This window comes from Pseudomonas sp. MF09156 (genome assembly GCF_059862305.1).
Map to the genome: position 1 here is coordinate 356,400 of NZ_JCBCUR010000002.1, position 23,315 is coordinate 379,714.

The following is a 23,315-nucleotide window of genomic DNA, read 5'->3' on the forward strand; positions in this document are numbered from 1 at the left end:
TCGGTGAGCAGGTTTTATCAGCGCCTGTTGTTCGTTATCGCGATATTGGCCAGTGAAGCCAGTGTCGCCAATTGCCAGTTGGTTTTAAGCCAGCCTCGCGTCGACTTTGGCATATTGCGCCACGCGCAGTGGCTCGATGGCCCCGCCAGTTCATCGTCACTGGGCAAGCGTACGGTGGTGCTGAACGTGGTGTGCATCGATCCCGTGCCCATGGCGATCCGGTTTGGCGGGTTGCCTGCGGGAGGGCGGGGGTTTCGGTTTGGTGGCGAGGGCGTCGTTACCTTGAGTATCCGGCACGCCCAGCTGGATGGCCGCCCCGTGGACCTGGCCGTCGACGGCTCGACCGGCGATCAGCTTGTGCCCGGGCAGGTGCTGATCGCCCGGGCCGCGGGCGTACCGGTGACAGGCCGGCGATTATCGGCGCAGTTGGAGGTCGACCCGTATCTGCCGGTCGATGCGTTCTCTGTGCGCCGTGAAACCACATTGGAAGGGCAGGTCCAGGTCGAGTGGGTGCCGCACGGCGCTGGCATCAGCCCGGCTGCTCCACAGAACCAATAAAGTTGGCTAGCTCAGCGGTGCGCGGTTGGGCAAACAGAACCTTCGGGTCGCCAACCTCATGTACCTTGCCCTGGTGCATGAACACCAATTTATCGCCGACTTCCCGGGCAAAACGCATCTCGTGGGTGACCATGATCAAGGTCATGCCATCCTTAGCCAGTTGGCGCACCACTGTGAGCACTTCATTGACCAACTCCGGGTCCAGCGCCGAGGTGATCTCATCGCACAGCAACACTTTGGGCGACATCGCCAGTGCCCGTGCGATGGCCACCCGCTGTTGCTGGCCGCCGGACAGGCGATCCGGGAAGGCATCGAATTTTTCCCCCAGCCCGACGCGCTCCAGCATCTGTCGCGCCAGGTCCGCGGCCTTGGCCTTGGTGACTTTTTGCACGACCTGGGGCGCGAGCATGACGTTTTCGCCCACGGTCAAATGGGGGAACAGGTTGAACTGCTGGAACACCATGCCGACTTTCTGCCGCAGGCTGCGCAGGTCGGCGCGGGCCGCGTCGAGGTATTCGCCGTCGACTTCAATCACCCCATCGTTGATCGACTCCAGGCCATTGAGGGTGCGCAGCAAGGTGGATTTTCCCGAGCCACTGCGGCCGATGATCGCCACCACCTGGCCTTCCTCGACCGTCAAATCGATGCCCTTGAGCACATGGTGATCGCCGTAATACTTGTGCAGCGCGGATATTCTAAGCAGAGGCATGCAGTCTCCTTTCCAGGTAGCGGGCACTGAGGGACAAGGGGTAGCAGAGCAGGAAGTAACCGAGTGCCACCAGGCTGTAGACCATGAAGGGCTCGAAGGTGGCGTTGGCGAGCATGCTGCCGGTCTTGGTCAATTCGGTGAAGCCGATGATCGACGTCACCGCCGTGCCCTTGACCACCTGCACCGAGAAACCCACTGTCGGCGCCACGGCAATTCGCAGGGCCTGGGGCAAAATCACGTAGCGCAGTTGCTCATAAGGGTTGAGGGCCAGGCTGGCGGAGGCTTCCCACTGGCCATGGGCGATCGCGTCGACACAGCCGCGCCAGATCTCGGCCAGGTAGGCGCTGGTAAACAGGGTCAAGGCAATCGCGGCGGCCAGCCACGGCGAGATATCGATCCCCAGCAAGGCGATGCCGAAGAACACCAGGAACAACTGCATCAGCAGCGGCGTGCCCTGGAACAGTTCGATATAGGTGCGGGCAATATTGCGCGGCAGTGCCTTTTTGCTGATGCGCAGGGTCATCACCAGCAAGCCGATCAGCCCGCCGCCGATAAACGCCACCAGCGACAACAGTAGCGTCCACTGCAGGCCGGTCAGCAGGTTGCGCACGATGTCCCAGAACGAAAAATCACTCATCGGCTGTTCCTCATCACATAGCGGCGGCCGATCCAGTTGAGCAACTGGCGGATCATCAACGCCATGCACAGGTACACCAGGGTGGTCAGTGCATAGGTTTCAAACGCACGGAAATTGCGGGACTGGATAAAGTTGGCGGCAAAGCTCAACTCTTGCGTGGCGATCTGTGAGCACACCGCCGAACCGAGCATCACGATGATGATCTGGCTGCTCAGCGCCGGCCATACCTTGCCCAGCGCCGGCAGCAACACCACATGGCGGAACGCTTCAAGGCGCGTCATTGCCAGCGCCGCTGCGGCCTCCAGTTGCCCACGGGGAATCGCCTGGATCCCGGCGCGAATGATCTCCGTGGAATAAGCTCCCAGGTTGATCACCATCGCCAGCACCGCCGCCTGCCATTCGGAAATCTGCAGGCCCAGGGACGGCAAGCCGAAGAAGATGAAGAACAACTGCACCAGGAATGGCGTATTGCGGATCAACTCGACATACACCCCGAAGAGCCAGCAGAACGGCTGGATTTTCCATGCCCGCACCACGGCGCCGACAATCCCCAGCGCCACCCCAAGGATGGCGCCGATAGCGGTCAGCTCCAGGGTGAACAGCGCACCGCGCAACAACAGGTCGGTATTGGCCAGCACCGGCACAAAGTCGAATTGATAGGCCATGGATCAGCTCCGCCTCACAGGTCTGCCGGCAACGGTTCTTTGAGCCACTGCATCGCGTTTTTTTCCAGGCTGCCGTCAGCCTTGGCGGCGACCAGGATCTGGTTGACCTTCTCCAGCAGCGCCGGCTCGTTTTTGTTCACGCCGACATACACCGGCGAATCCTTGAGTTTGACTTTCAACGCCGGCACCCGCTTGGGGTTGCGCGCGCTGATCGCCACCATCACCACGTTGCCACTGGCGATCAGGTCTACCTGGCCGGCGAGGTAGGCGGCGATGGTCGAGTTGTTGTCCTCAAAGCGCTTGATCGTGGCTTCCTTGGGCGCGACGGCGGTCAACTCGATATCTTCGATGGCGCCGCGGGTTACGCTGATGGTCTTGCCCTTGAGGTCGTCCAGGCTCGCGATGGCCGCGTCAGGTGGGCCAAATACCGCGAGATAGAACGGCGCGTAGGCCTTGGAGAAGTCGATGACCTTCTCGCGCTCCGGGTTCTTGCCTAGGCTGGAAATCACCAGGTCCACTTTGCCAGTGGTGAGGAACGGGATGCGATTGGTGCTGTTGACCGGGGTCAGCTCCAGCTTGACCTTGAGTTGCTCGGCCAACAGTTTGGCGGTGTCGATATCCAGGCCGCGCGGCTTCATGTCGGGGCCGACCGAGCCGAACGGCGGGAAATCCTGGGGCACCGCGACCTTGAGGGTGCCACGGGCGACGATATCGTCCAGGCCGTTGGCCTGGGCTGGCGCCTGGCTGAGCATCAGGCTGGCAAACAAGGCAGTGAGCAGGGCGCTGCAACGCTTGGTCATGGCAACTCTCCGAAAAGGGTGAAGGGGTTTTCTGAGTTTGCCCAGTGCACAGCCCATGCCATGACGCCCTGAAACGGTCGCAAGGCAGGATTCAATGGGCTTGCAGCGGTCTTACTGGTCTGAACAGTCAGCCGCTGTTTCGCACCCTTTTCGAGCGCCGGCAAAACCGCGCGAGCCCCTTTGGGGCGTGGCTTGCGGGCTGCCGAGAATAGATTTACAACTAGGCTTACTGTTGACTAAAACCTCGGGTTTTTATGAATTCCATCGCCCAAGCCGTACCGGAAGCGGCCTTGCAAGCCATCCGCAAACTGATCAAGCAACAGGGCTTCGGGCCAGGTGATGCATTGCCTTCCCAGCGGGACCTGGCGCTGCAACTGGGGGTCAGTCGTGCCTCGTTGCGTGAGGCCTTGTCATCGCTCAGCGCCCTGGGGTTGGTCAGCGTGCAACCGGGCAAGGGCGTGTTCGTGCAGGCACCACCGGCGGGTGATATGGGCGGTGTGGCCTGGCCGTTTACGGCACAGGCCAGCCCGTTGGATATCTTCCAGTTGCGTTACGCCCTGGAGGGTTTTGCTGCGGGGCTGGCGGCCATGACGTTGACCACCGAGGAACTGGATGGGCTCGAAGACAATGTCCAGGCCATGCGCCGGGAGCTCAAGGCCGGTGATTTCGAGGCCGCCGCACGGCTGGACTTCGCTTTCCACCAGCGCATCCTGTTGGCCAGTGGCAATCAGGCGATGGTGAGCATCCTCAGCGCCAGCGCCGAGGTGTTCCTGGAAAGCCAGAAACTACCGTTCATCCGACCGGAGCGGGCGATGGAAACCTGGCAGGAGCACCGCAAGATCCTCCGTGCCCTGGCCCGGCGCAGCAGCGCGGCGGCGCACAAATCCATGCAGGAGCACGTGCGTAACGCGGCGCTGCGTACGGGGATCGCCTTTATCACCCCGGTAGCCTCATGACCCGGCCATATCCAAAATGATAGCGTCCCATAGCAAGAGTCAATCAGCGGCGGCTTCCTGAACGAAGGAAGGGCGGCTATGATGGGCAACGTTTTTTTTGCTTACAACCCGGAGACATCCATGAGCAGCGATCTTATCAAGCACGTCACCGACGCGACCTTTGATGCCGAAGTCCTTCAGGCCCAAGGCCCGGTGCTGGTTGACTACTGGGCTGAGTGGTGCGGCCCTTGCAAAATGATCGCCCCGGTCCTGGACGATATCGCAGCTACCTACGAAGGCAAGCTGACCATCGCCAAGCTGAACATCGACGACAACCAGGAAACCCCGGCCAAGCATGGCGTACGTGGTATCCCGACCCTGATGTTGTTCAAGAACGGCAACGTCGAGGCCACCAAGGTCGGCGCGCTGTCGAAGTCGCAACTGCAAGCTTTCCTCGACGCCAACATCTAAGCGTCGTCAAAAAGCCCCGCAAATTGCGGGGCTTTTTCGTGAAACAGGGCTAGACGCTCCCAAACTCAGGTGGTACATTCGGCCCCGCACTGGTTTCTCCACTGCCCCCTGCAAGCCGTCGCCGACGCATTCCTTTCGATTAGTACGCGATCCTGTCGCCTTTTCTGCGGCGCGGCCTCATTAAGCCAAAAGCTTAATTCCCCCCCTCTATAAATGATTACGTCATTCCTATATGAATCTGACTGAACTCAAGCAAAAGCCGATTACCGACCTGCTCCAACTGGCCGAAGAAATGGGCATAGAAAATATGGCCCGTTCGCGCAAGCAGGACGTGATTTTCTCCCTGCTGAAAAAGCACGCGAAAAGCGGCGAGGAAATCTCCGGTGATGGCGTGCTGGAGATTCTCCAGGACGGCTTCGGCTTCCTCCGCTCTGCAGACGCCTCCTATCTCGCCGGCCCAGACGATATCTACGTCTCGCCGAGCCAGATCCGTCGCTTCAACTTGCGCACCGGTGACACCATCGTTGGCAAGATCCGTCCTCCAAAGGAAGGCGAGCGTTACTTCGCCCTGCTCAAGGTCGACACGATCAACTTCGATCGTCCCGAGAACGCGAAGAACAAGATTCTCTTCGAGAACCTGACGCCGCTGTTCCCGACCGTGCGCATGAAGATGGAAGCCGGCAACGGTTCCACTGAAGACTTGACCGGTCGTGTGATCGACCTGTGCGCCCCGATCGGCAAGGGCCAGCGTGGCCTGATCGTCGCACCGCCGAAAGCCGGTAAGACCATCATGCTGCAGAACATTGCAGCGAACATCGCGCGTAACAACCCTGAAGTTCACCTGATCGTGCTGCTGATCGATGAGCGTCCGGAAGAAGTGACCGAAATGCAGCGCACCGTGCGCGGCGAAGTGGTTGCCTCGACGTTCGATGAGCCGCCAACCCGCCACGTGCAGGTTGCCGAAATGGTGATCGAGAAGGCCAAGCGCCTGGTCGAACACAAGAAGGACGTGGTGATCCTGCTCGACTCCATCACCCGTCTGGCCCGTGCCTACAACACCGTGATCCCGAGCTCCGGCAAAGTGCTCACCGGTGGTGTCGATGCCCACGCCCTGGAGAAACCGAAACGTTTCTTCGGCGCCGCGCGTAACATCGAAGAAGGCGGCTCGCTGACCATTATCGCCACCGCGCTGGTTGAAACCGGCTCGAAGATGGACGAAGTGATCTACGAAGAGTTCAAGGGTACCGGCAACATGGAACTGCCGTTGGACCGTCGCATCGCTGAAAAACGCGTGTTCCCGGCCATCAACATCAACCGCTCCGGCACCCGCCGCGAAGAGTTGCTGACGGCCGACGACGAACTGCAGCGCATGTGGATCCTGCGCAAGCTGCTGCACCCGATGGACGAAGTTGCCGCCATCGAGTTCCTGATCGACAAGCTGAAAACCACCAAGACCAACGACGAGTTCTTCCTGTCGATGAAGCGTAAGTAATACGACGTTTCAGGTCCGAAAGAATGGCGCCCCCAGGGGCGCCATTTTTTTTCGTGCGTTTTTTAAGCATGTTCCAAACGCAAATACGCCGCGATAAGCTGCCAGCCGCCCTCAGAGCAGGTAGGATGTACGCCTATTTTACGGGTGGCATGGTTAATGAAATTCAAGGATCTTCGGGATTTCGTGCAGCAACTTGAGCAGCGCGGAGAGTTGAAACGTATTCAGGTGCCGGTTTCCCCGGTCCTGGAAATGACTGAGATTTGCGACCGCACCCTGCGTAACAAGGGCCCGGCGCTGCTGTTCGAGAACCCCACAGGCTTTGATATCCCGGTGCTCGGCAACCTGTTCGGCACGCCCGACCGGGTGGCGTTCGGCATGGGTGCCGAGTCGGTCAGCGAACTGCGCGAGATCGGCAAGCTGCTGGCCTTCCTCAAGGAGCCCGAGCCGCCCAAGGGCCTCAAGGATGCCTGGTCGAAGCTGCCGATCTTCCGCAAGATCATTGCCATGGCGCCCAAAGTGGTCAAGGACGCGGTGTGCCAGGAGGTGGTCATCGAAGGCGATGACGTCGACCTGGCAATGCTCCCGGTGCAGACCTGCTGGCCTGGCGACGTCGGCCCGCTGATCACCTGGGGCCTGACCGTCACCAAGGGCCCGAACAAAGACCGCCAGAACCTCGGTATCTATCGCCAGCAAGTGATCGGCCGCAACAAGGTGATCATGCGTTGGCTGAGCCACCGTGGCGGCGCGCTGGACTTTCGTGAGTGGTGCGAGAAGCATCCCGGCCAGCCGTTCCCGGTGTCTGTCGCCCTGGGCGCCGACCCGGCCACCATCCTCGGAGCCGTGACGCCGGTGCCCGACAGCCTGTCCGAATACGCCTTTGCCGGCCTGTTGCGCGGCAACCGCACTGAGCTGGTGAAGTGTCGTGGCAACGACCTGCAAGTGCCGGCCACCGCCGAAATCATCCTCGAAGGCGTGATTCATCCGGGCGAGATGGCCGATGAAGGCCCCTATGGCGACCACACCGGCTACTACAACGAAGTCGATAGCTTCCCGGTGTTCACCGTCGAGCGCATTACCCACCGGATCAAGCCGATCTACCACAGCACGTACACCGGCCGCCCGCCTGATGAGCCGGCGATCCTGGGTGTGGCGCTGAACGAAGTGTTCGTGCCGATCCTGCAGAAGCAGTTTCCGGAAATCACCGACTTCTACCTGCCGCCGGAAGGCTGCTCGTACCGCATGGCCATCGTGACCATGAAGAAGTCCTACCCGGGCCACGCCAAGCGCGTCATGCTCGGTGTGTGGTCGTTTTTGCGACAGTTCATGTACACCAAGTTCGTTATTGTCACCGATGACGACATCAATGCCCGGGACTGGAACGATGTGATCTGGGCCATCACCACGCGCATGGACCCCAAGCGCGACACAGTGATGATCGATAACACGCCGATCGACTACCTCGACTTCGCCTCGCCGGTGTCGGGCCTGGGCTCGAAGATGGGCCTGGATGCCACCCACAAGTGGCCGGGTGAAACCACCCGTGAGTGGGGCCGGGTGATCGTCAAGGATGAAGCCGTGACGGCGCGTGTCGATGCGATGTGGAAAGAATTGGGAATAGATTGATGCGTGTAACCCTGCAACCTTCCGGTGCGGTCCTCGACTTGCAGCCGGGCGAGCGGATTCTTGAAGGTGCGCGGCGCCTGGGCTACGAATGCCCGCAGGCGTGCCGCAACGGCGTGTGCCACGTGTGCGCGGCCCTGTTGGTCGAGGGCCGGGTGCAGCAGGCCGGCGAGGTGCGCGATCATGGCGAGTTCTACACCTGCATCGCCGAGCCACTGGAAGATTGCATCGTGCTATGGGATGGCGTGTTGGCACCGGGAGAGTTGCCGGTGCGCAAGCTTGCCTGCCAGTTGAGCGAGTGCGTGGACCTGGGTGGCGATGTGTGGCGCGTGCGCCTGCGTGCGCCGGCCGGCAAGGCGCTGCGCTATCACGCTGGCCAGTACCTGATGATCGAACGCGAAAACGGCGAGAAATCGGCGTTTTCCCTGGCGTCGGCGCCCCATGCCGGGCGCGAGCTGGAGCTGCATGTGCTGGTGCGCGAAGACAGTGCCCGCAGCCTGATCGAGCAGTTGCAGCGCAACCAGATGGCGCGGGTCGAGCTGCCGTTTGGCGATACCCACCTGGCCGAGCTGCCCGACGGGCCGCTGGTGCTGATCGCGGCCGGCACCGGGATGGCGCAGATGCACAGCCTGATCGAGCACTGCCGGGCCAGCGGTTTCAAGCACCCGGTGCATCTGTACTGGGGCGTGCGCCGTCCCGAAGATTTCTACCAGGTCGAACACTGGGAGCAGTGGCAGCAATTGCCCAACTTGTTCCTGCACAAAGTGGTCAGCGACCTGTGCGGTTGGGAAGGGCGTTGTGGCTTGTTGCATGAGGCGGTGTGCGAGGACATAACCGACCTCAAGGCTGTGCATGTCTACGCCAGCGGTTCGCCGGCGATGATCTATGGCACGCTGGATGCGCTGGTCAACGCGGGCATGGATGCACACCAGATGCGTGCTGACGTGTTTGCCTACGCCCCTCGCGCCTGAGGCGCCGATCAAACTGTGGGAGCGGGCTTGCCCGCGATAGCGGTGTATCAGTCACCGACGATATTGACTGAACCAACGCTATCGCGGGCAAGCCCGCTCCCACAGGGGATCTGCGCATGGCAGGGAATTTTGGTACCGCCACAAATCAAATATGGGGGCGGGCAAGCTCCCACATCGGATTGTGTCTACTCAGGTGCGCGGCCTCAGAAGCGCACGCCCGTGGTCACCATCGCCGCATTGAACCCCAGCAGCACAAGCTCTGCCGCCACCGGCCCATAGTGCGCGCCTACCGACGGAATGATCACTGGTGCCACGCCGTAGCGGTTCAGCGGGATCTTGTCGCGGTATTTGCCGCGATAGCCCTGGATCGCCCCGCCGGTCAGTTTCAGGTACACCGGATAGTTGGCCATGTCATAGCGCTTGCCCGCATAGGCGTAATACGAGCGCTGGCGAAACGAGTTGCGAAAGGTCGCACCGCCATACACCCACCCCGAAGCGTCATTGCGCTCCAGGCCGATCAGGTCTTGGTGGTTGTTGTGCTCGGGGTCCGGCGCAAAGTGCCGGGTGTAGACGCTGGTCTGGGCGTACCAGAAGCCTTTGTCGTCGTTGGCGGGTGTTTCGGCGGCCATGGCGGTGGTGGCCTGCGCCAGGAGCAGCAGGCCAGAAAGTCGGTTTTTCATGGGGCGACCTCGATAGTCGGTTAATGCGCGGCTAAGTGGGGTCGTGACGCGGGCCCATCTTGAGGCCAGGCCACCCGCAAAGGCTGAACCGGTGCTGAAACAACGACGTTTACCGGCGCAATCCTGACGAATGGGCCCATTGCTTATGCTTTCTCTTATTCTTAAAAGATATTTATTCGTCAAGATAAATATCATTAAGCTATATGTCATCGGGCCACCGACTTTCTGCCAATAACCTGTAAATGACCGCCACCGTCCGCCACACGGATCGATCGTATGAACTCAGGGCATTGACGTTCTGACTTTTGATTGCAAGGGGAGCGGTATGGGGAGCTACAACAAACACGCGCTGTACACGGCGATTTTGTCAGCCAATTTGCTGACCGCCGTGGGATTCAATCCAGTAATCGCCGCTGAAACGACGACTGCGGACGCACCAAAACTCGACACGGTGATCGTCACCGGCACTCGTGCCCAAGAACGCACGGCCAGCGCCTCATTGTCACCAATTGATGTTATTTCCGGCGAAAGTCTGCGCAGTACCGGCTCCGATGAGCTGGGTGCTGTACTGGCGCGGCTGATTCCTTCCATCAACTTCCCACGCCCCAGCCTGGTGGACGGCGCCGAGCTGGTGCGCCCGGCGCAACTGCGCGGCCTGTCGCCGGATCAGGTGCTGGTGCTGGTCAATGGCAAGCGGCGCCACACCAGTGCCTTCGTCAACCTGGGCGGGGCCGTCGGTCGCGGTTCGGCCCCGGCAGACTTGAATGCCATCCCGCTGTCGGCGGTCGACCATATCGAAGTGCTGCGCGATGGCGCGTCGGCCCGCTACGGCTCTGACGCGATTGCCGGGGTGATCAACGTGATCCTCAAGCAGACCGACCATGGAGGCGCGGTTTCCAGCAAGTTCGGGCAATACAAGAAAGGCGACGGGATCCAGCGCAACATCAGCGGCAATACCGGTCTGGCAGTGGGCGAGAACGGGTTTATCAACCTCTCCGCCGAAGGCGCCGACAATGACTACACCAATCGCGCCGGCCACGATTACCGCCCGGCCAGCGTCGGCTCTACCACGTACGGCCAGCGAGTGTTCCGCCAGGGCGAACCCTCCACCAACGAAGGCAAGCTGTGGTTGAACGCCGGCTATGCCTTCAACGATGCTGCCGAGTTCTACACCTTTGGTGGCTACAGTAAGCGGCGCGGCGAGACGGCGGCGTTTTACCGGGCGAGCAATGCGTCCAACAACATCCCGGCGCTCAACCCCAATGGCTACCTGCCGCTGATCCGTGGCAACCTCGAAGACACCTCGCTGGTGGCCGGCCTGCGTGGGCAGTTGGCGTATGACTGGCACTACGACCTGTCGGCCAACTACGGCAAGAACCAGTACGAACTGCGCACCGAAACCATCAACACCTCCCTGGGCCTGGCGACGCCGCGCAAGTTCGACAACGGCACCCTGAGCAACGAACAGAAGCAGCTCAGCCTGGACCTGTCCCGGGAGTTCGACCTTGGTTGGTTGCCGTACCCGGTGTCGGTGGCCTTCGGTGGCGAATACCTGCACCAGGGCTATGAGATTGAAGCCGGTGAGCCGGCGTCCTACTACCAGACCGGCAGTTCGGGCCTCGGCGGTTTCCGTGATGCCGACGCCGGCAGCACCTCGCGCCACAACTGGGCGCAATACCTGGACCTGGAAACCAATTTCACCGAGAAGCTCGGGGTTTCGGCGGCGGTGCGCCATGAGGACTACAGCGACTTTGGCTCCAACGTCAGCGGCTCGCTGTCGGCACGCTATGACTTCACCCCGCAGGTGGCCCTGCGCGGCAGCATTTCCAATGGCTTTCGCGCACCGTCCCTGGCCCAGCAGAACTTTGCCTACACCTCGTCGCAGTTGATCGGCAACACTATCCAGGAAGCCGGCACGTTCCCGGCCACCAGCCAGGTTGCCCGCCTGCTCGGCGCCGAAGACCTCAAGGCCGAAAAGTCGCGCAACTACAGCCTGGGCCTGGTGCTGGAGCCCGCGGATAACCTGACGGTGACGGTCGACGTGTACCGTATCGATATCCGCGACCGTATCAGCCTGTCGTCCAACCTCGCGCTCAACGCGGCGACTCGCGCTTATCTGCAGGCCAACGGTGTCGGCAACATCGACTACACCACCGCCCGTTACTTCACCAATGCCACCGACACCAGCACCGATGGTGTCGACCTGGTGGCCAACTACCGCTACCAACTGGATAACGGCATCCGCTGGAACAGCACTGTGGGCTACAACTACAACCACACCAAGGTCACGGACGTGAAGGCCAACCCGGCCATTCTCGATAGCCTGGGCGCCAACCTGGTGCGGGTCGACCGGCGCGAGCGCATCGGCTTGCTGGGTGACACCACGCCCCAGCACAAGCTGAGCCTGGCCAACGATTTCACCTTCGGCAACTGGGCGCTGCACAGCAACCTGGTGCGTTATGGCGAATTCACCAGCTACCAGGCAGACAAGGTCAACGACCAGACCTTCAAGGCCGCCTGGGTGCTGGACCTGTCGGCTGACTACAAATTGCACAACTGGACCTTCACCGTGGGCGGCGACAACGTGACCGACAAATACCCGGAAAAGCTCAATGCCTACGCCAGCAGTGGCGGCAACCTGGCCTATAGCACTTTTTCGCCTTACGGTTACAGCGGCGCGTTCTATTACGGTAAAGTCGCCTATAACTGGTAATGCACAGGAGACCTAAGCGATCTGCCATGACCGTTATTGAATCCGAACGTCTGCAATTGGCTTACCCACCGCGGCTCGATCTGGGGCCGCAACTCACTCACGAACAATTGATGAGCTCGATGCAAGCCACCATGGGCCTGCACAAGGGTGGGCCGGTCTGGCTGTTTGCGTATGGCTCGCTGATCTGGCGTCCCGAGTGTTCGGCGACCCAGCGCCTGCGCGCCCGGGTCCATGGGTATCACCGGGGCCTGTACCTGTGGTCCCACGAGCACCGGGGCACGCCGGAGTTGCCGGGGCTGGTGTTTGGCCTGGATCGTGGTGGCTCGTGCAGCGGCTTTGCCTACCGCCTGCCGGAGGATCAACTGGAGGCCTCGCTCTATGCCTTGTGGCAGCGCGAGATGCCTTACCCATCGTATCGGCCACATTGGCTCAGTTGCCGGCTTGAAGACGGCAGCCAGGTGCAGGCGTTGGGTTTTGTGCTGGAGCGGCACCTGCCCAGCTACGCCGGCAACTTGCCCGACAGCGTGCTGAACCAGGTATTTGAAAGCGCTTGCGGGCGTTACGGCACCACTCGCGATTATGTCGAGCAGACCGTCAACGCCCTGCGTAGCCACGCCATGCCAGATAAAAATCTGGAGGCGCGGCTCAAGCGATGTGCCAAAGGCGTCGCGGCGATTAACGCGCCGAGCTGACGCTATTGGTGTGCCACAGGGTTGGGATCAGGAACGCGATGGCCAGCAGGCACGCGCCGATCAGCAGCACAAAGCCGCCGTCCCAGCCGAAGTGGTCCACGGTGTAGCCCATGGCCGCACTGGCCGCTACCGAACCGCCCAGGTAACCGAACAGGCCGGTAAAGCCTGCCGCCGTACCAGCGGCTTTCTTCGGCGCCAGCTCCAGCGCCTGCAGGCCGATCAACATCACCGGGCCGTAGATCAAAAAGCCAATGGAGAACAGCGCGATCATGTCGACCATCGGGTTGCCTGGCGGGTTGAGCCAGTACACCAGGGTCGCCACGGTCACCAGGGCCATGAACACAATGCCGGTCAGGCCACGGTTGCCACGGAAGATCTTGTCCGACATCCAGCCGCACAGCAGCGTGCCGGGAATCCCCGCCCATTCGTAGAAGAAGTACGCCCACGACGATTTGTCGACGGTGAAGTGCTTGGCTTCCTTGAGGTAGGTCGGTGCCCAGTCCAGCACGCCATAGCGCAGCAGGTAGACGAACACGTTGGCGAAGGCGATGTACCAGAGCATTTTGTTGCGCAGCACGTACTTGACGAAGATTTCCTTGGCGCTGAATTCGTCTTCGTGGCTGGCGTCGTAGCCTTCCGGGTAGTCGTTCTTATACTTCTCGATAGGCGGCAGGCCCACCGACTGCGGGGTGTCGCGCATGGTGATGAAGGCAAACGCCGCCACTGCCAAGGCTACGGTGGCCGGCACGTAGAACGCTGCGTGCCAGTCGTTGAACCAGGCCATGCCCAACAGGAACAGCGGGCCGATCAGGCCGCCGCCGACGTTATGCGCCACGTTCCATACCGACACCACGCCGCCGCGTTCTTTCTGCGACCACCAGTGCACCATGGTCCGCCCGCTTGGCGGCCAGCCCATGCCCTGGGCCCAGCCGTTGATGAACAGCAAAATGAACATCATGGTCACGCTGGAGGTTGCCCAAGGCGCGAAACCGAAAATGAACATCACCCCGGCCGATACCAGCAGGCCAAACGGCAGGAAATAGCGCGGGTTGGAGCGGTCGGACACCAGGCCCATGAGGAACTTGGACAGGCCGTAGGCAATGGCGATTGCCGACATGGCCAAGCCCAGTTGACCACGGGTGTAACCCTCGTCGATCAGGTACGGCATGGCCAGGGAGAAGTTTTTGCGCAGCAGGTAGTAACCTGCGTAGCCAAAGAAAATACCGGCGAAGATCTGCCAGCGCAGTCGTCGGTAGGTACTGTCGATCTTTTCTTCAGGCAGGGGTGCCTGGTGTGGGGCAGGACGAAAGAAAGCAAACATTCAAGAGCTCCAAATTTCTTGTTTTGACTGCGGATGCGAATGTTACAGTTTCGTTACCGAAAATAGCATCGCCTCTTATCCGCAAACACAGGAAACCGGAGTAATTGCATGTTCTTTTACGAACATGTCGCCAATAGACAAGTATGGGTCGTAACCAGATTCTTCAGAACACCGCAGACCCACTGTAGGAGCTGGCTTGCCTGCGCTAGCGGTGGATCAGTTACCAACGATGTAGCTGGCCCACCGCTATCGCAGGCAAGCCAGCTCCTACATTGATTGCATTTCAAATCACTGGCGGACCTGCACGACCACCTTGCCCACCGCCCTGCGCTGCCCCAGGTCATTGATCGCCTGCGCCGCGTTATCCAGCGGATATACCTGCGACACCAGCGGCTTCAACTTGCCCTGCGCATACCAACTGAACAACTGCTGGAAATTCGCCGCGTTATCCTGCGGCTGGCGCTGGGCGAACGAGCCCCAGAACACCCCGAGCACCGCCGCGCCCTTGAGCAGCGCCAGGTTCACCGGTAGTTCAGGGATGCGCCCGCTGGCAAACCCCACCACCAGCAGGCGGCCGTTCCAGGCAATGGCGCGGATGGCCTGGTCAAACAGATCGCCACCCACCGGGTCGTAGATCACGTCGGCGCCGTTGCCATCGGTCAGGCGTTTGATTTCATCCTTGAGGTTGCTTTCGCTGTAGTTGATCAACTCATCGGCCCCGGCAGCCTTGGCCACGGCCAGCTTGTCGGCGCTGCTGGCGGCGGCGATCACCCGGGCACCCATGGCCTTGCCGATTTCCACGGCGGCCAGCCCGACGCCACCGGACGCGCCCAGTACCAGCAGGGTCTCGCCAGCGGCCAGATGGCCACGTTGGGTGAGGGCGTGCATCGAGGTGCCGTAGGTCATGCTGAAGGCAGCGGCGGTATTGAAATCCATGCTCGGCGGGATCGGCAGCACGTTATAGCCCGGCACCGCGACCTGCTCGGCAAAGCTGCCCCACCCGGTCAACGCCATGACCCGGTCGCCGACCTTGAGGTGGCTGACCTTTTCCCCGACCTCGCTGACCACACCTGCCGCTTCGCCACCCGGCGAGAACGGGAAGGGTGGCTTGAACTGGTACTTGCCCTCGATGATCAGCGTGTCCGGGAAATTCACCCCGGCGGCGTGCACATCCAGCAGGATCTCGTTCTTCTTGATCGCCGGGCTTTCGACGTCTTCCAACACCAGGGTTTCGGCAGGGCCGAAGGCTTTGCACAGCACGGCTTTCATCGGACTATTCCTTTTGGCGTATTGGCCGATAAGTGTAGGTGGGTAAGGTCACGGGTCAACGAGCATGCCCCGGCCTGATAAGTCGCCATAAGCTTGTGCTCTGCCTTGCTAGCGTTATGCTACTGGCCACCGAATATGAGGAATGAACTGTGAAAGCGTGGATCCTGTTGATGCTGGCCCTGACGTTGCCGATGGCAGCCCATGCCGAAGAAGCCAAGGAAGGCGAAGCGCCCAAGGTCAGCTATTACAGCCTGACGCCGCCTTTTGTCGGCAACTACGCCCTGGATGGCGGCCCGAAACTGCGGGTATACAAGGCCGATGTGGCCCTGCGCGTGACCGGCCCGGAAGCGGCGGCGGCGATCAAGGCCAATGAGCCGCTGATTCGCAATCAACTGGTGGCGTTGTTTACCCAGCAGACAGTCGAGAGCATGGGCAGCGTCGAGGGCAAGGAGAAGTTGCGTCAGGAAGCGCTGAAGCAGGCTCAGCAAGTGATGAACGATGAGACGGGCAAGCCGGTGGTTGAGGATTTGTTGTTTAACAACCTGATCATTCAATAGGTCCGAGTGGGGGAGCTTTTGATGGTTTAAAAAACCAGCAACTAAGTTGCTGGTTGTAATAGTTAGTACACAGTGAGCTTCAGTATTTTTCTATCTGTTCTCCATACTCCATCGGGGGGCGCGTCGAAGATAAAGTAGAAAGTGAAAAATAGTGCTGTGTTGGCTGTTTGGTAGCTCATTGATGAACCCCAAGAGTGCCATTGGCCATCTTGTGGAGGGTTGACTGACAATGTGGGGCCGCTGGGGCCGTCGGTGTCTCTGGTGATTTCGAAGCGGGGGTTTTTACCCGTTACCGCAGTACGCTCGAATAGATATCTGAGCGCAGTTATCGTGTAGACATTACTTCTCCAGGTGTATTCAACCTCTATCGCTCCTTTATATCCATGCAATGAATACTCCCCTGTAACTGTTGTTTTTCCGTTGGGGTTATTCGAGTCGATCTTAATCTCTATGACCTCTGGGGTGGCAGCGTCGCTGGAGCCACTGTTATCCGAATCTGATTTATTGACCATTTTCGCTCTCCCGGGGTGCTTCGGCGATAAGTTCGTGGTTGGCTGTTCAAGCTAACAAGGGGAGAGGAATGCCGGCTACTGTCATAAATGACAGTTTTTTATTTTGTTTTTTAATAGGCTTAGTGTTTTTTATAATTCACAAGTGATAGTTCAAGACGCCAGACTCTTCCTGAACCGCGCCAACGCCACCGCAAAAAACAGCAACCCAATTCCCGCCAGCGCCAGCAAATCCGGCCACACCACGCTCACCCCCGCATCCCGGAACAGAATCGCCGCACTCAAACTCACAAAGTGCGTGGACGGCGAGCCCTGCATCACCCATTGCAACCATTCGGGCATGCTGTCCAACGGCGTACTGCCGCCTGATAACAGCAGCATCGGAATGATCACCGGGATCGCCAGCAAGCCGAACTGCGGCGTCGAGCGGGCGAGGGTGGCAAGGAAGATGCCCAAGGCGGTGCTGGCAAACAGGTATAACGCCGTCACCAGCAGGAACAGGCTCAACGAGCCGGCCAGCGGCACGCCGAGCAGGCCCTTGACCACCACTTCCAGGGACAGCCAGGTACACAGCACCACCACCAGCATATTGCTCCAGATTTTTGCCAGCATGATTTCCAGGGCGGTCAGCGGCAGCACCAGCAAATGGTCGAGGGTGCCGTGCTCGCGTTCGCGCAGCAGGGCGGTGCCGGTCAGTACGATGGCGAGGATGGTGATGTTGTTGACGATCTGGATCACCGCCAGGAACCAGCCACCTTCCAGGTTGGTGTTGAACAACGCGCGGGTGGTGAGGGCCGCTGGCGCGCGCTGGCTGGCGTCGGACTGGCCGCCGTAGGTCAGCAGTTCGCGCTGGAAAATCCGCCCGATATAGCCCGCGCCCATAAACGCCTGGCTCATGGCCGTGGCATCCACGTTGACCTGCACGCTCGGCTGGCGTCCGGCCAACAGGTCGGCCTGGAAATTGGCCGGCACGTTGATCACGAAAGTGTACTGGCCGCTGTCCATGACCTTGTCCAACTGGTCGTAGGGCAGTGGCACGGCAGGCTGGAACTCCGGTGGCTGCAGGGCTTCGGCCAACTGGCGCGACAATTGGCCGTGGTCTTCATCGACAAAGGCCACGCTGGCGTTGTGCACGCCAATCACCGAGCCGGCCGCCGGCATGTAGATGGCGACGGTGAAGGCATAGAACAGAAACAGCAGCAGCACGCTGTCGTGGCGCAGGCTGGTGAGCTCTTTGACTCCCAGGCGCAGGATATGGGCGAACTTGTGCATCAGGCCTCCTGCTTCTTGAGCATGACCAGGCTCAGCCCGGTGAACCCCAGGAAAAACCCGAACAGCGCCAGGCACTGGGGCCACAGTTGGCGCAGGTCCAGGGCTTTGGTGAAGGTGCCGACGGCGACATCCAGGAAGTAACCGGCGGGAAACAACATCCCCATCAGCGCCGCCGCCCCTTCCAGGGACGAGCGCGGCACGATCAACCCGGAGAACTGGATGGTCGGCAGGCTGGTGATGATCATGGTGCCGAGGATCGCCGCGATCTGGGTGCGGGTGAACGCGGAAATCAGCAGGCCCATGCTGGTGGTGGCCAGCACATACAACAGGCCGCCAAACGCCAGGGTCAGGCCGCTGCCCTTGAACGGCACGCCGAACAGCCAGCGGTTCATCGCCACCAGCAAGGCCAGGTTGATCAGGCTGATCACCAGGTACGGCGCCTGTTTGCCAAGGAGGAACTCCAGGCGGGTAAGGGGCGTGGCGTAGAAGTTGGTGATCGAGCCCAGTTCCTTCTCGCGCACGATGCCCAGGGCGGTGAGCATGGCCGGGATAAACGCCAGGATCAGCGCCATCACACCCGGGCCGATGGCATTTACGCTGACCACGTCCTGGTTGTAGCGAAAGCGCGTTTCCAGCTTGGCCGCGGCCGGTTGGGACAGCGGTGTGCTGTTGAGTTCGGCCAGTTGCTGCAGGTTGGCCTGGTGTACGGCTTCTACATAATTGCGGCTGGTCTCGGCGCGAAACGGCATTCCTCCATCGAGCCAGGCGGCCACCGCTGGTTGGCGCCCGGCGTAGAGGTCGCGGCCAAAGCCGGGCGGAATTTCCAGGGCCAGTTTGATTTCCGAACGTTGCAGGCGCCGGTGCAGCTCGGCCGAATCAGTGATCGGCGGCTGTTCGGCGAAGTAGCGCGAACTGCGAAAGGCCTCCAGATAGGCGCGGCTTTGCGGCGTCTGGTCCTGGTCATACACGGCGAAGGCGAGCTTCTCCACGTCCAGGGAAATGCCGTAGCCGAAGATCACCATCATGAAAATCGCCCCGAGCAAGGCAAAGGCCATGCGCACTTTGTCGCGCAGCAGTTCCTTGCCTTCACGGCTGGCCACCGCCAGCAGGCGCGCCAGGCTGAAGCCGCGCTTGCTGACGGGCGGCGTGGTCGGCGTGCTGACGCTCGCGCTGGGCGCGGCGGTTTCCGGGGTTTGCTGGGCTTGCTCCAGGCAGGTGACGAACGCGGCTTCCAGGGTCTCGCCGTGGAATTGTCGTTGCAGGGCGTCTGGCGTGTCGCAGGCCAGCACCTTGCCTGCGTGCATCAACGAGATGCGGTCGCAGCGCTGGGCTTCGTTCATAAAGTGGGTGGAGAGGAAAATCGTCACCCCTTGCTCGCGGGACAACTCCACCAGCAAGCGCCAGAAATCGTCGCGGGCGGCGGGGTCCACACCCGATGTGGGTTCGTCGAGGATCAGCACTTCCGGGCGATGCAGCACCGCCACGGCCAGGGACAGGCGCTGGCGCAAGCCCAGGGGCAACTCGCCGGAGGGTTGTTCGGCGACGCTGCCCAGGTCAAAACGCTGGATCAATTCTTCGATGCGTGGGCCGCTGTCGGCCTTGGGCAGATCAAATAACTGTGCGTGCAGCACCAGGTTCTGGCGCACGCTGAGTTCGCCGTACAGCGAGAAGCTCTGGGACATGAAACCCACGCGCTTGCGGGTCGCCAGGTCCTTGGCATTCACCGGGTTGCCCAGCAGCGTGGCGCTGCCTTCACTGGCCGGCATCAGCCCGGTGAGGACTTTCATGGTGGTGGTCTTGCCGCAGCCGTTGGAGCCGAGAAAGCCGAAGATCTCGCCACGGCCAATGGCGAAGCTGACTTTGTTGACAGCGGTGAAGTCGCCAAAACGCAGGGTCAGGTCGTGGGCTTCGATGGCGATATCGGTGTTGTCGTTAGCCCGAGGGGGGATCACCAGCGGCTGGTTGTTGTGCGCGCTGTCGCCCTGGAAATGGGTGAAGGCTTCATCCAGCTTGCCACTGGGCGTAACAGCAGCCAGGTCACGGCTCAGGCCATCGGCAATCAGCTTGCCGCGGTCGAGCATCAGGCAGTGCTCGAACTGCTCGGCTTCTTCCATGTAGGCCGTGGCCACCAGTAGCGTCAGTTGTGGGCGCTCGCTGCGTACGGTTTCTACCAGTTCCCAGAAGCGCCGGCGTGACAAAGGGTCGACGCCGGTAGTCGGTTCATCGAGGATCAGCAGGTCCGGATCGTGGATCAGCGCGCAGCACAGCCCCAGTTTTTGCTTCATCCCGCCCGACAGCTTGCCCGCGGGGCGGTCGGCGAAGCGTGCCAGGTCGGTGGCCAGCAACAGGTTGTGCATGCGCTGCTCGCAATCGGCTTTGGACAGGCCAAACAGGGTGGCGAAAAAACGGATGTTCTCGCTGATAGACAGCTCTGGATACAGGTTGCCGCCCAGGCCCTGGGGCATAAAGGCGATCAACGGGTACAGGCTGTTGCGGTGGCGGCGGTCTTCGATGGAACCGCCCAGCACCTGCAAGTCACCGGTCTGCAGCTTTTTGACCCCGGCGATCAAGCCCAGCAGGCTCGACTTGCCCGCGCCATCGGGGCCGATCAGGCCGCAGCGGGTGCCGGCCGGCAGGCTGAAGGCGATGTCGATCAGCGCCTGTTGCTTGCCGTAGCGGTGGTTGATGCCCGTGGCGTGTAGCGCCAGCCCGTTCATTGCAGGTTGGCCGGCCAGTCCAGGTCGGCAGTGCGCACGTAGCCGGCGCCGGGCATGCCGGGCTTGGCCTGGGGCACGGCGCTTGGTTGAGTCAGGCGCAGCTTGACGCGAAACACCAGTTTCTGGCGCTCGTCGCGGGTTTCCACTTCTTTGGGGGTGAACTGGGATTTGGCCGCGACAAAGCTGATTTTCGCCGGCAGCGGCTGATCCGGGAGGGCATCGAGCACGATCCGCGCTTCACTGCCCACGGTCAGGCGACCGGTGACGGAGGCGGGCAGGTAGAGGTTCATGTACTGGTCATTCGGATCGATCAGCAACAACACCCGCCCACCGGCGCCGAGCACTTCGCCAGGTTCGGCCAGGCGCAGTTGAATGATGCCGTCGATGGGCGCGCGCAGGCTGCTGTCGTCGATTTCGCTGGTCAGTTGCGCCACTTGGGCCTCGGCGGCACCAATGGCGGCCTTGACCGCATTCACCTGGGCCTGGGCGGCCACCACCGCCGCATTGCCGGTGTTCTGGCGTGCCTGCTGCTGGTCGATCAACTGCGCGCTGGCGAAACCGCGGCGGTACAGCTCTTGGGTGCGCTTGAGTTCCTGGCTGGCCAGCAGGTTCTCGCTCTGGCGCAATTGCACGTTGGCTTCGGCAGCGGCGAAGTTCTCCTTGGCGCGCAGTACTTCGGCTTCGGCCTGGGAACGCTGGGCTTCCAGGGTGCGGGTGTCGATACGCGCCAGCAGTTGGCCCTTGAGCACCTTGTCGCCTTCATCGACCCGCACCTCGGCCAAGCGGCCGGGGATCTTGGTGGCGATCTGCACTTCGGTGGATTCCAGTCGGCCGTTGCCCATGCTCAAGCCTTCCGGCAGGCGGTCGAGGGTGGACTTCCAGTAACCGAAGCCGCCGGCGGCCACCAACAGCAAAATCAGGAGAAAGGCGAAGAATTGCGAACTGCGATGTGACGTCGACATGGGTGCATCCTGCGGTGTTAGCGTCCTAGTTTGCCGGGATCGTAACCGATAGCCGTTGATACCGGTCAAATGAATACCTTTAGGCGTTAGCGCAGCGCCATGACCGCCGCCCATTGCTCCGCCGTGACTGGCATCACTGACAGGCGACTGCCTTTTTGCACCAGCGGCAATTCGGCCAGGGCCGTCTGTTGCTTGAGGTAGCCCAGCCCGAGGACTTTGGGGAAGGTTTCGACGTGGGCCACGGTGATGGCGCTCCACGGATTCTTCTCGGGGGTGGCCTTGGCATCGAAGTAATGGCTATCAGGCTCCAGCGCGGTCGGGTCGGGGTAAGCCGCTTCGATGATTTTTCCTACGCCGGCAATGCCCGGTTCCGGGCAACTGGAGTGGTAAAAGAAGAACGCGTCGCCCACGGCCATGGCCCGCAGGAAATTGCGCGCCTGGTAATTGCGCACGCCGTCCCAGCGCGCCTCGCCGAGTTTTTCCAGGCCCTTGATGGACAGCTCATCGGGCTCGGATTTCATCAGCCAATAGGCCATGGTTTTGCTCCTTTGCAGGGGATTGGGCAGGTTGTCTGTCAATTTCATGACAAACCGACGGTCGGTTGACGCCAAGGTTTGCGTGTTGGTTCACGTTAACGCAGAATGCCGGGATTTTAAGCTTGACGCAGCTGGAACGGACTACTTTGGAACGTTGCTGTCATCGTGTGTGATAGGCCTGAAGGGGGGCAATCGATGAAACGCAAACCGGATTTACTATGGATTTTGGTTATTTTGTTCGGTCTGGGCGTCGTGACCACCGGGTATGCGCAAAGCCTATGGTCGAACAAGACCCAAGCCCCGGTTGAATTTGCACAGCAGCAACAACAAACCTTCAAGCGTTGACGCTATTTCGGCGCCGTTGAGTCCAGCGGCGTCCCCTCTGCGACATACCATCTTCTATCGGTAACGGTGCCATTCAACGGCACATCCCAGCTTGCCTGCGCCAGGCGTTCGACCTTCTGGCACTCATGGGCCAGTCCCAGTAGCGTCGGCTTGCGCCACGACGAGCGGCGCGCCAGGTACGCCAGGCTGCGATCGTAAAAACCGCCGCCCATGCCCAGCCGCCCGCCCGCGTCATCAAAACCCACCAACGGCAGCAGCACCAGGTCCAGGGCCCAGACCTTGCGCTGGCGCCCGACATTGACCCGTGGCTCAAGAATGCCAAAGCGGTTGGGCGCAAGCTTTTCCCCAGGGCGCACGCGTTGGAACACCATCTTGGTCCGAGGCCAGGCGCTGAGCACTGGCAGGTAGGTGGCCTTGCCCCGGCGCTGGGCAGCGCGCAGCAGCAAGCGCGGATCGATTTCGCCATCCGTCGGCAGGTACAGGGAGATATGTTTGGCCCGGCGAAACAGCGGGTGCTGTGCCAGTTGCCGATACAGGCCAAGCGCGGCCTGGCGTTGCTCGCTCGGCGTCAGGGCGCGGCGGGCCTTGCGCAACATGCGTCGAAGGTGCGGACGGGAAAGTGGCGCAGGTTCGGTCATGGTGTTCGGCTCATAAAACAATGCCAGTCCGGGGACTGGCATTGAGTTTGGGAATCAGGCTCCCCGACAGAACCGCTGTCGACTTAGCCCTTGAACCCGAAAGTTCAAGGTGGAAGATGCAGTAGGCTTTAAGGCTTTCCGTCTAGCGGACATGCACACCAGCCCAACGTGCAACTTCCAGGGTAGTGCGAATCGGCTCAGGGACATCGCCGACTGGCAAGCACGCCAGGGAGTGAGGCGAGTATA

Annotated in this window: 23 protein-coding genes and 1 other RNA gene; 10 read left to right on the plus strand and 14 right to left on the minus strand. The window is 61.0% G+C overall.

Going from position 1 to position 23,315, the window contains the following annotated elements:
- The first annotated feature begins 3 nt into the window (after nucleotides 1-3).
- Nucleotides 4-558: a DUF1120 domain-containing protein gene (locus AC19YY_RS07405; RefSeq protein ID WP_178121768.1), complete on the plus strand. Its 555-nt coding sequence runs from the start codon at nucleotides 4-6 to the stop codon at nucleotides 556-558.
- Here AC19YY_RS07405 and AC19YY_RS07410 read toward each other — a convergent pair.
- Genes AC19YY_RS07410 through AC19YY_RS07425 form a run of 4 tightly spaced genes read right to left on the minus strand, consistent with a single transcriptional unit; the run spans nucleotide 530 to nucleotide 3,369 of the window.
- Nucleotides 530-1,267 carry an amino acid ABC transporter ATP-binding protein gene (locus tag AC19YY_RS07410; protein WP_169955027.1) on the minus strand — a complete coding sequence of 246 codons (738 nt, stop codon included), beginning with the start codon at nucleotides 1,265-1,267 and terminating at the stop codon, nucleotides 530-532. The genes AC19YY_RS07405 and AC19YY_RS07410 overlap by 29 nt on opposite strands.
- Nucleotides 1,254-1,904 carry an amino acid ABC transporter permease gene (locus AC19YY_RS07415; protein ID WP_169955026.1) on the minus strand — a complete coding sequence of 217 codons (651 nt, stop codon included), beginning with the start codon at nucleotides 1,902-1,904 and terminating at the stop codon, nucleotides 1,254-1,256. Before AC19YY_RS07415 ends, AC19YY_RS07410 begins: the two co-directional genes overlap by 14 nt.
- Nucleotides 1,901-2,569, minus strand: a complete 669-nt coding sequence (locus tag AC19YY_RS07420) for an amino acid ABC transporter permease (protein ID WP_170042101.1) — start codon at nucleotides 2,567-2,569, stop codon at nucleotides 1,901-1,903. Before AC19YY_RS07420 ends, AC19YY_RS07415 begins: the two co-directional genes overlap by 4 nt.
- A 14-nt stretch (nucleotides 2,570-2,583) precedes the next feature.
- Nucleotides 2,584-3,369, minus strand: coding sequence for a transporter substrate-binding domain-containing protein (locus AC19YY_RS07425; protein ID WP_169955024.1), 786 nt, complete (start codon nucleotides 3,367-3,369; stop codon nucleotides 2,584-2,586).
- Between the two features lie 254 nt (nucleotides 3,370-3,623).
- Here AC19YY_RS07425 and AC19YY_RS07430 point away from each other — a divergent pair, with 254 nt between their 5' ends.
- The 5 genes from AC19YY_RS07430 to AC19YY_RS07450 all read left to right on the plus strand — a co-directional run bounded on the left by AC19YY_RS07430 (nucleotide 3,624) and on the right by AC19YY_RS07450 (nucleotide 8,858).
- Complete coding sequence (locus AC19YY_RS07430; RefSeq protein WP_169955023.1) at nucleotides 3,624-4,325, plus strand: FadR/GntR family transcriptional regulator; 702 nt, start codon at nucleotides 3,624-3,626, stop codon at nucleotides 4,323-4,325.
- 120 nt (nucleotides 4,326-4,445) lie between these two features.
- Nucleotides 4,446-4,775, plus strand: a complete 330-nt coding sequence (gene trxA, locus AC19YY_RS07435) for a thioredoxin TrxA (RefSeq protein WP_169955022.1) — start codon at nucleotides 4,446-4,448, stop codon at nucleotides 4,773-4,775.
- Between the two features lie 232 nt (nucleotides 4,776-5,007).
- Nucleotides 5,008-6,267 carry a transcription termination factor Rho gene (gene rho, locus AC19YY_RS07440; RefSeq protein ID WP_003176825.1) on the plus strand — a complete coding sequence of 420 codons (1,260 nt, stop codon included), beginning with the start codon at nucleotides 5,008-5,010 and terminating at the stop codon, nucleotides 6,265-6,267.
- A gap of 156 nt (nucleotides 6,268-6,423) precedes the next feature.
- On the plus strand, nucleotides 6,424-7,890 hold the full coding sequence (gene ubiD / locus AC19YY_RS07445) for a 4-hydroxy-3-polyprenylbenzoate decarboxylase (protein WP_038444369.1): 1,467 nt from the start codon (nucleotides 6,424-6,426) through the stop codon (nucleotides 7,888-7,890).
- On the plus strand, nucleotides 7,890-8,858 hold the full coding sequence (locus tag AC19YY_RS07450) for a CDP-6-deoxy-delta-3,4-glucoseen reductase (protein WP_170057557.1): 969 nt from the start codon (nucleotides 7,890-7,892) through the stop codon (nucleotides 8,856-8,858). The genes ubiD and AC19YY_RS07450 overlap by 1 nt, the downstream gene beginning before the upstream one ends.
- A gap of 203 nt (nucleotides 8,859-9,061) precedes the next feature.
- Here AC19YY_RS07450 and AC19YY_RS07455 read toward each other — a convergent pair whose 3' ends face one another.
- A complete protein-coding gene (locus tag AC19YY_RS07455; protein ID WP_500604015.1) occupies nucleotides 9,062-9,538 on the minus strand; it encodes a sn-glycerol-3-phosphate transporter in 477 nt (158 codons plus the stop codon).
- Nucleotides 9,539-9,863: 325 nt separating this feature from the next.
- On the opposite strand from AC19YY_RS07455, the gene AC19YY_RS07460 reads away from it, so the two are divergent.
- Both AC19YY_RS07460 and AC19YY_RS07465 read left to right on the plus strand, forming a co-directional pair.
- Nucleotides 9,864-12,251 carry a TonB-dependent receptor plug domain-containing protein gene (locus AC19YY_RS07460; protein WP_170042105.1) on the plus strand — a complete coding sequence of 796 codons (2,388 nt, stop codon included), beginning with the start codon at nucleotides 9,864-9,866 and terminating at the stop codon, nucleotides 12,249-12,251.
- A gap of 26 nt (nucleotides 12,252-12,277) precedes the next feature.
- Entirely contained in the window at nucleotides 12,278-12,943 is a 666-nt protein-coding gene (locus AC19YY_RS07465; protein ID WP_169955018.1) for a gamma-glutamylcyclotransferase, read from the plus strand.
- Here AC19YY_RS07465 and glpT read toward each other — a convergent pair.
- Both glpT and AC19YY_RS07475 read right to left on the minus strand, forming a co-directional pair.
- Nucleotides 12,927-14,264 carry a glycerol-3-phosphate transporter gene (gene glpT, locus AC19YY_RS07470; protein WP_057440450.1) on the minus strand — a complete coding sequence of 446 codons (1,338 nt, stop codon included), beginning with the start codon at nucleotides 14,262-14,264 and terminating at the stop codon, nucleotides 12,927-12,929. The genes AC19YY_RS07465 and glpT overlap by 17 nt on opposite strands.
- 288 nt (nucleotides 14,265-14,552) lie before the next feature.
- The gene (locus AC19YY_RS07475) at nucleotides 14,553-15,533 is read right to left on the minus strand and encodes an NADPH:quinone oxidoreductase family protein (protein ID WP_169955017.1); all 981 of its coding nucleotides are present in this window, start codon (nucleotides 15,531-15,533) and stop codon (nucleotides 14,553-14,555) included.
- 149 nt (nucleotides 15,534-15,682) lie between these two features.
- Here AC19YY_RS07475 and AC19YY_RS07480 point away from each other — a divergent pair, with 149 nt between their 5' ends.
- On the plus strand, nucleotides 15,683-16,090 hold the full coding sequence (locus AC19YY_RS07480; RefSeq protein WP_169955016.1) for a flagellar basal body-associated FliL family protein: 408 nt from the start codon (nucleotides 15,683-15,685) through the stop codon (nucleotides 16,088-16,090).
- Between the two features lie 62 nt (nucleotides 16,091-16,152).
- On the opposite strand, the gene AC19YY_RS07485 is transcribed toward AC19YY_RS07480, so the two are convergent.
- The 5 genes from AC19YY_RS07485 to AC19YY_RS07505 form a co-directional block, all read right to left on the minus strand.
- Nucleotides 16,153-16,602 carry a hypothetical protein gene (locus tag AC19YY_RS07485; protein ID WP_500604016.1) on the minus strand — a complete coding sequence of 150 codons (450 nt, stop codon included), beginning with the start codon at nucleotides 16,600-16,602 and terminating at the stop codon, nucleotides 16,153-16,155.
- A 150-nt stretch (nucleotides 16,603-16,752) separates the two neighbouring features.
- Entirely contained in the window at nucleotides 16,753-17,871 is a 1,119-nt protein-coding gene (locus tag AC19YY_RS07490) for an ABC transporter permease (RefSeq protein ID WP_169955014.1), read from the minus strand.
- Complete coding sequence (rbbA, locus tag AC19YY_RS07495) at nucleotides 17,871-20,588, minus strand: ribosome-associated ATPase/putative transporter RbbA (protein WP_500604017.1); 2,718 nt, start codon at nucleotides 20,586-20,588, stop codon at nucleotides 17,871-17,873. The genes AC19YY_RS07490 and rbbA overlap by 1 nt, the downstream gene beginning before the upstream one ends.
- Nucleotides 20,585-21,550 (minus strand): HlyD family secretion protein, encoded by a 966-nt coding sequence (locus tag AC19YY_RS07500; protein ID WP_169955012.1) that lies wholly within the window; start codon nucleotides 21,548-21,550, stop codon nucleotides 20,585-20,587. The genes rbbA and AC19YY_RS07500 overlap by 4 nt, the downstream gene beginning before the upstream one ends.
- An 86-nt stretch (nucleotides 21,551-21,636) precedes the next feature.
- Complete coding sequence (locus AC19YY_RS07505; protein WP_170042107.1) at nucleotides 21,637-22,086, minus strand: EVE domain-containing protein; 450 nt, start codon at nucleotides 22,084-22,086, stop codon at nucleotides 21,637-21,639.
- A gap of 195 nt (nucleotides 22,087-22,281) precedes the next feature.
- Between AC19YY_RS07505 and AC19YY_RS07510 the strand changes: the two genes are divergently transcribed.
- Nucleotides 22,282-22,431 (plus strand): hypothetical protein, encoded by a 150-nt coding sequence (locus tag AC19YY_RS07510; RefSeq protein WP_169955010.1) that lies wholly within the window; start codon nucleotides 22,282-22,284, stop codon nucleotides 22,429-22,431.
- Nucleotides 22,432-22,433: 2 nt separating this feature from the next.
- Here the strand turns inward: AC19YY_RS07510 and AC19YY_RS07515 are convergent, their stop codons facing one another.
- Together AC19YY_RS07515 and ssrS are read right to left on the minus strand one after the other, a co-directional pair.
- Nucleotides 22,434-23,069 carry a 5-formyltetrahydrofolate cyclo-ligase gene (locus tag AC19YY_RS07515; protein WP_500604018.1) on the minus strand — a complete coding sequence of 212 codons (636 nt, stop codon included), beginning with the start codon at nucleotides 23,067-23,069 and terminating at the stop codon, nucleotides 22,434-22,436.
- A 56-nt stretch (nucleotides 23,070-23,125) separates the two neighbouring features.
- Nucleotides 23,126-23,304: non-coding RNA, 6S RNA (gene ssrS, locus AC19YY_RS07520), on the minus strand.
- Nucleotides 23,305-23,315 lie beyond the last annotated feature (11 nt).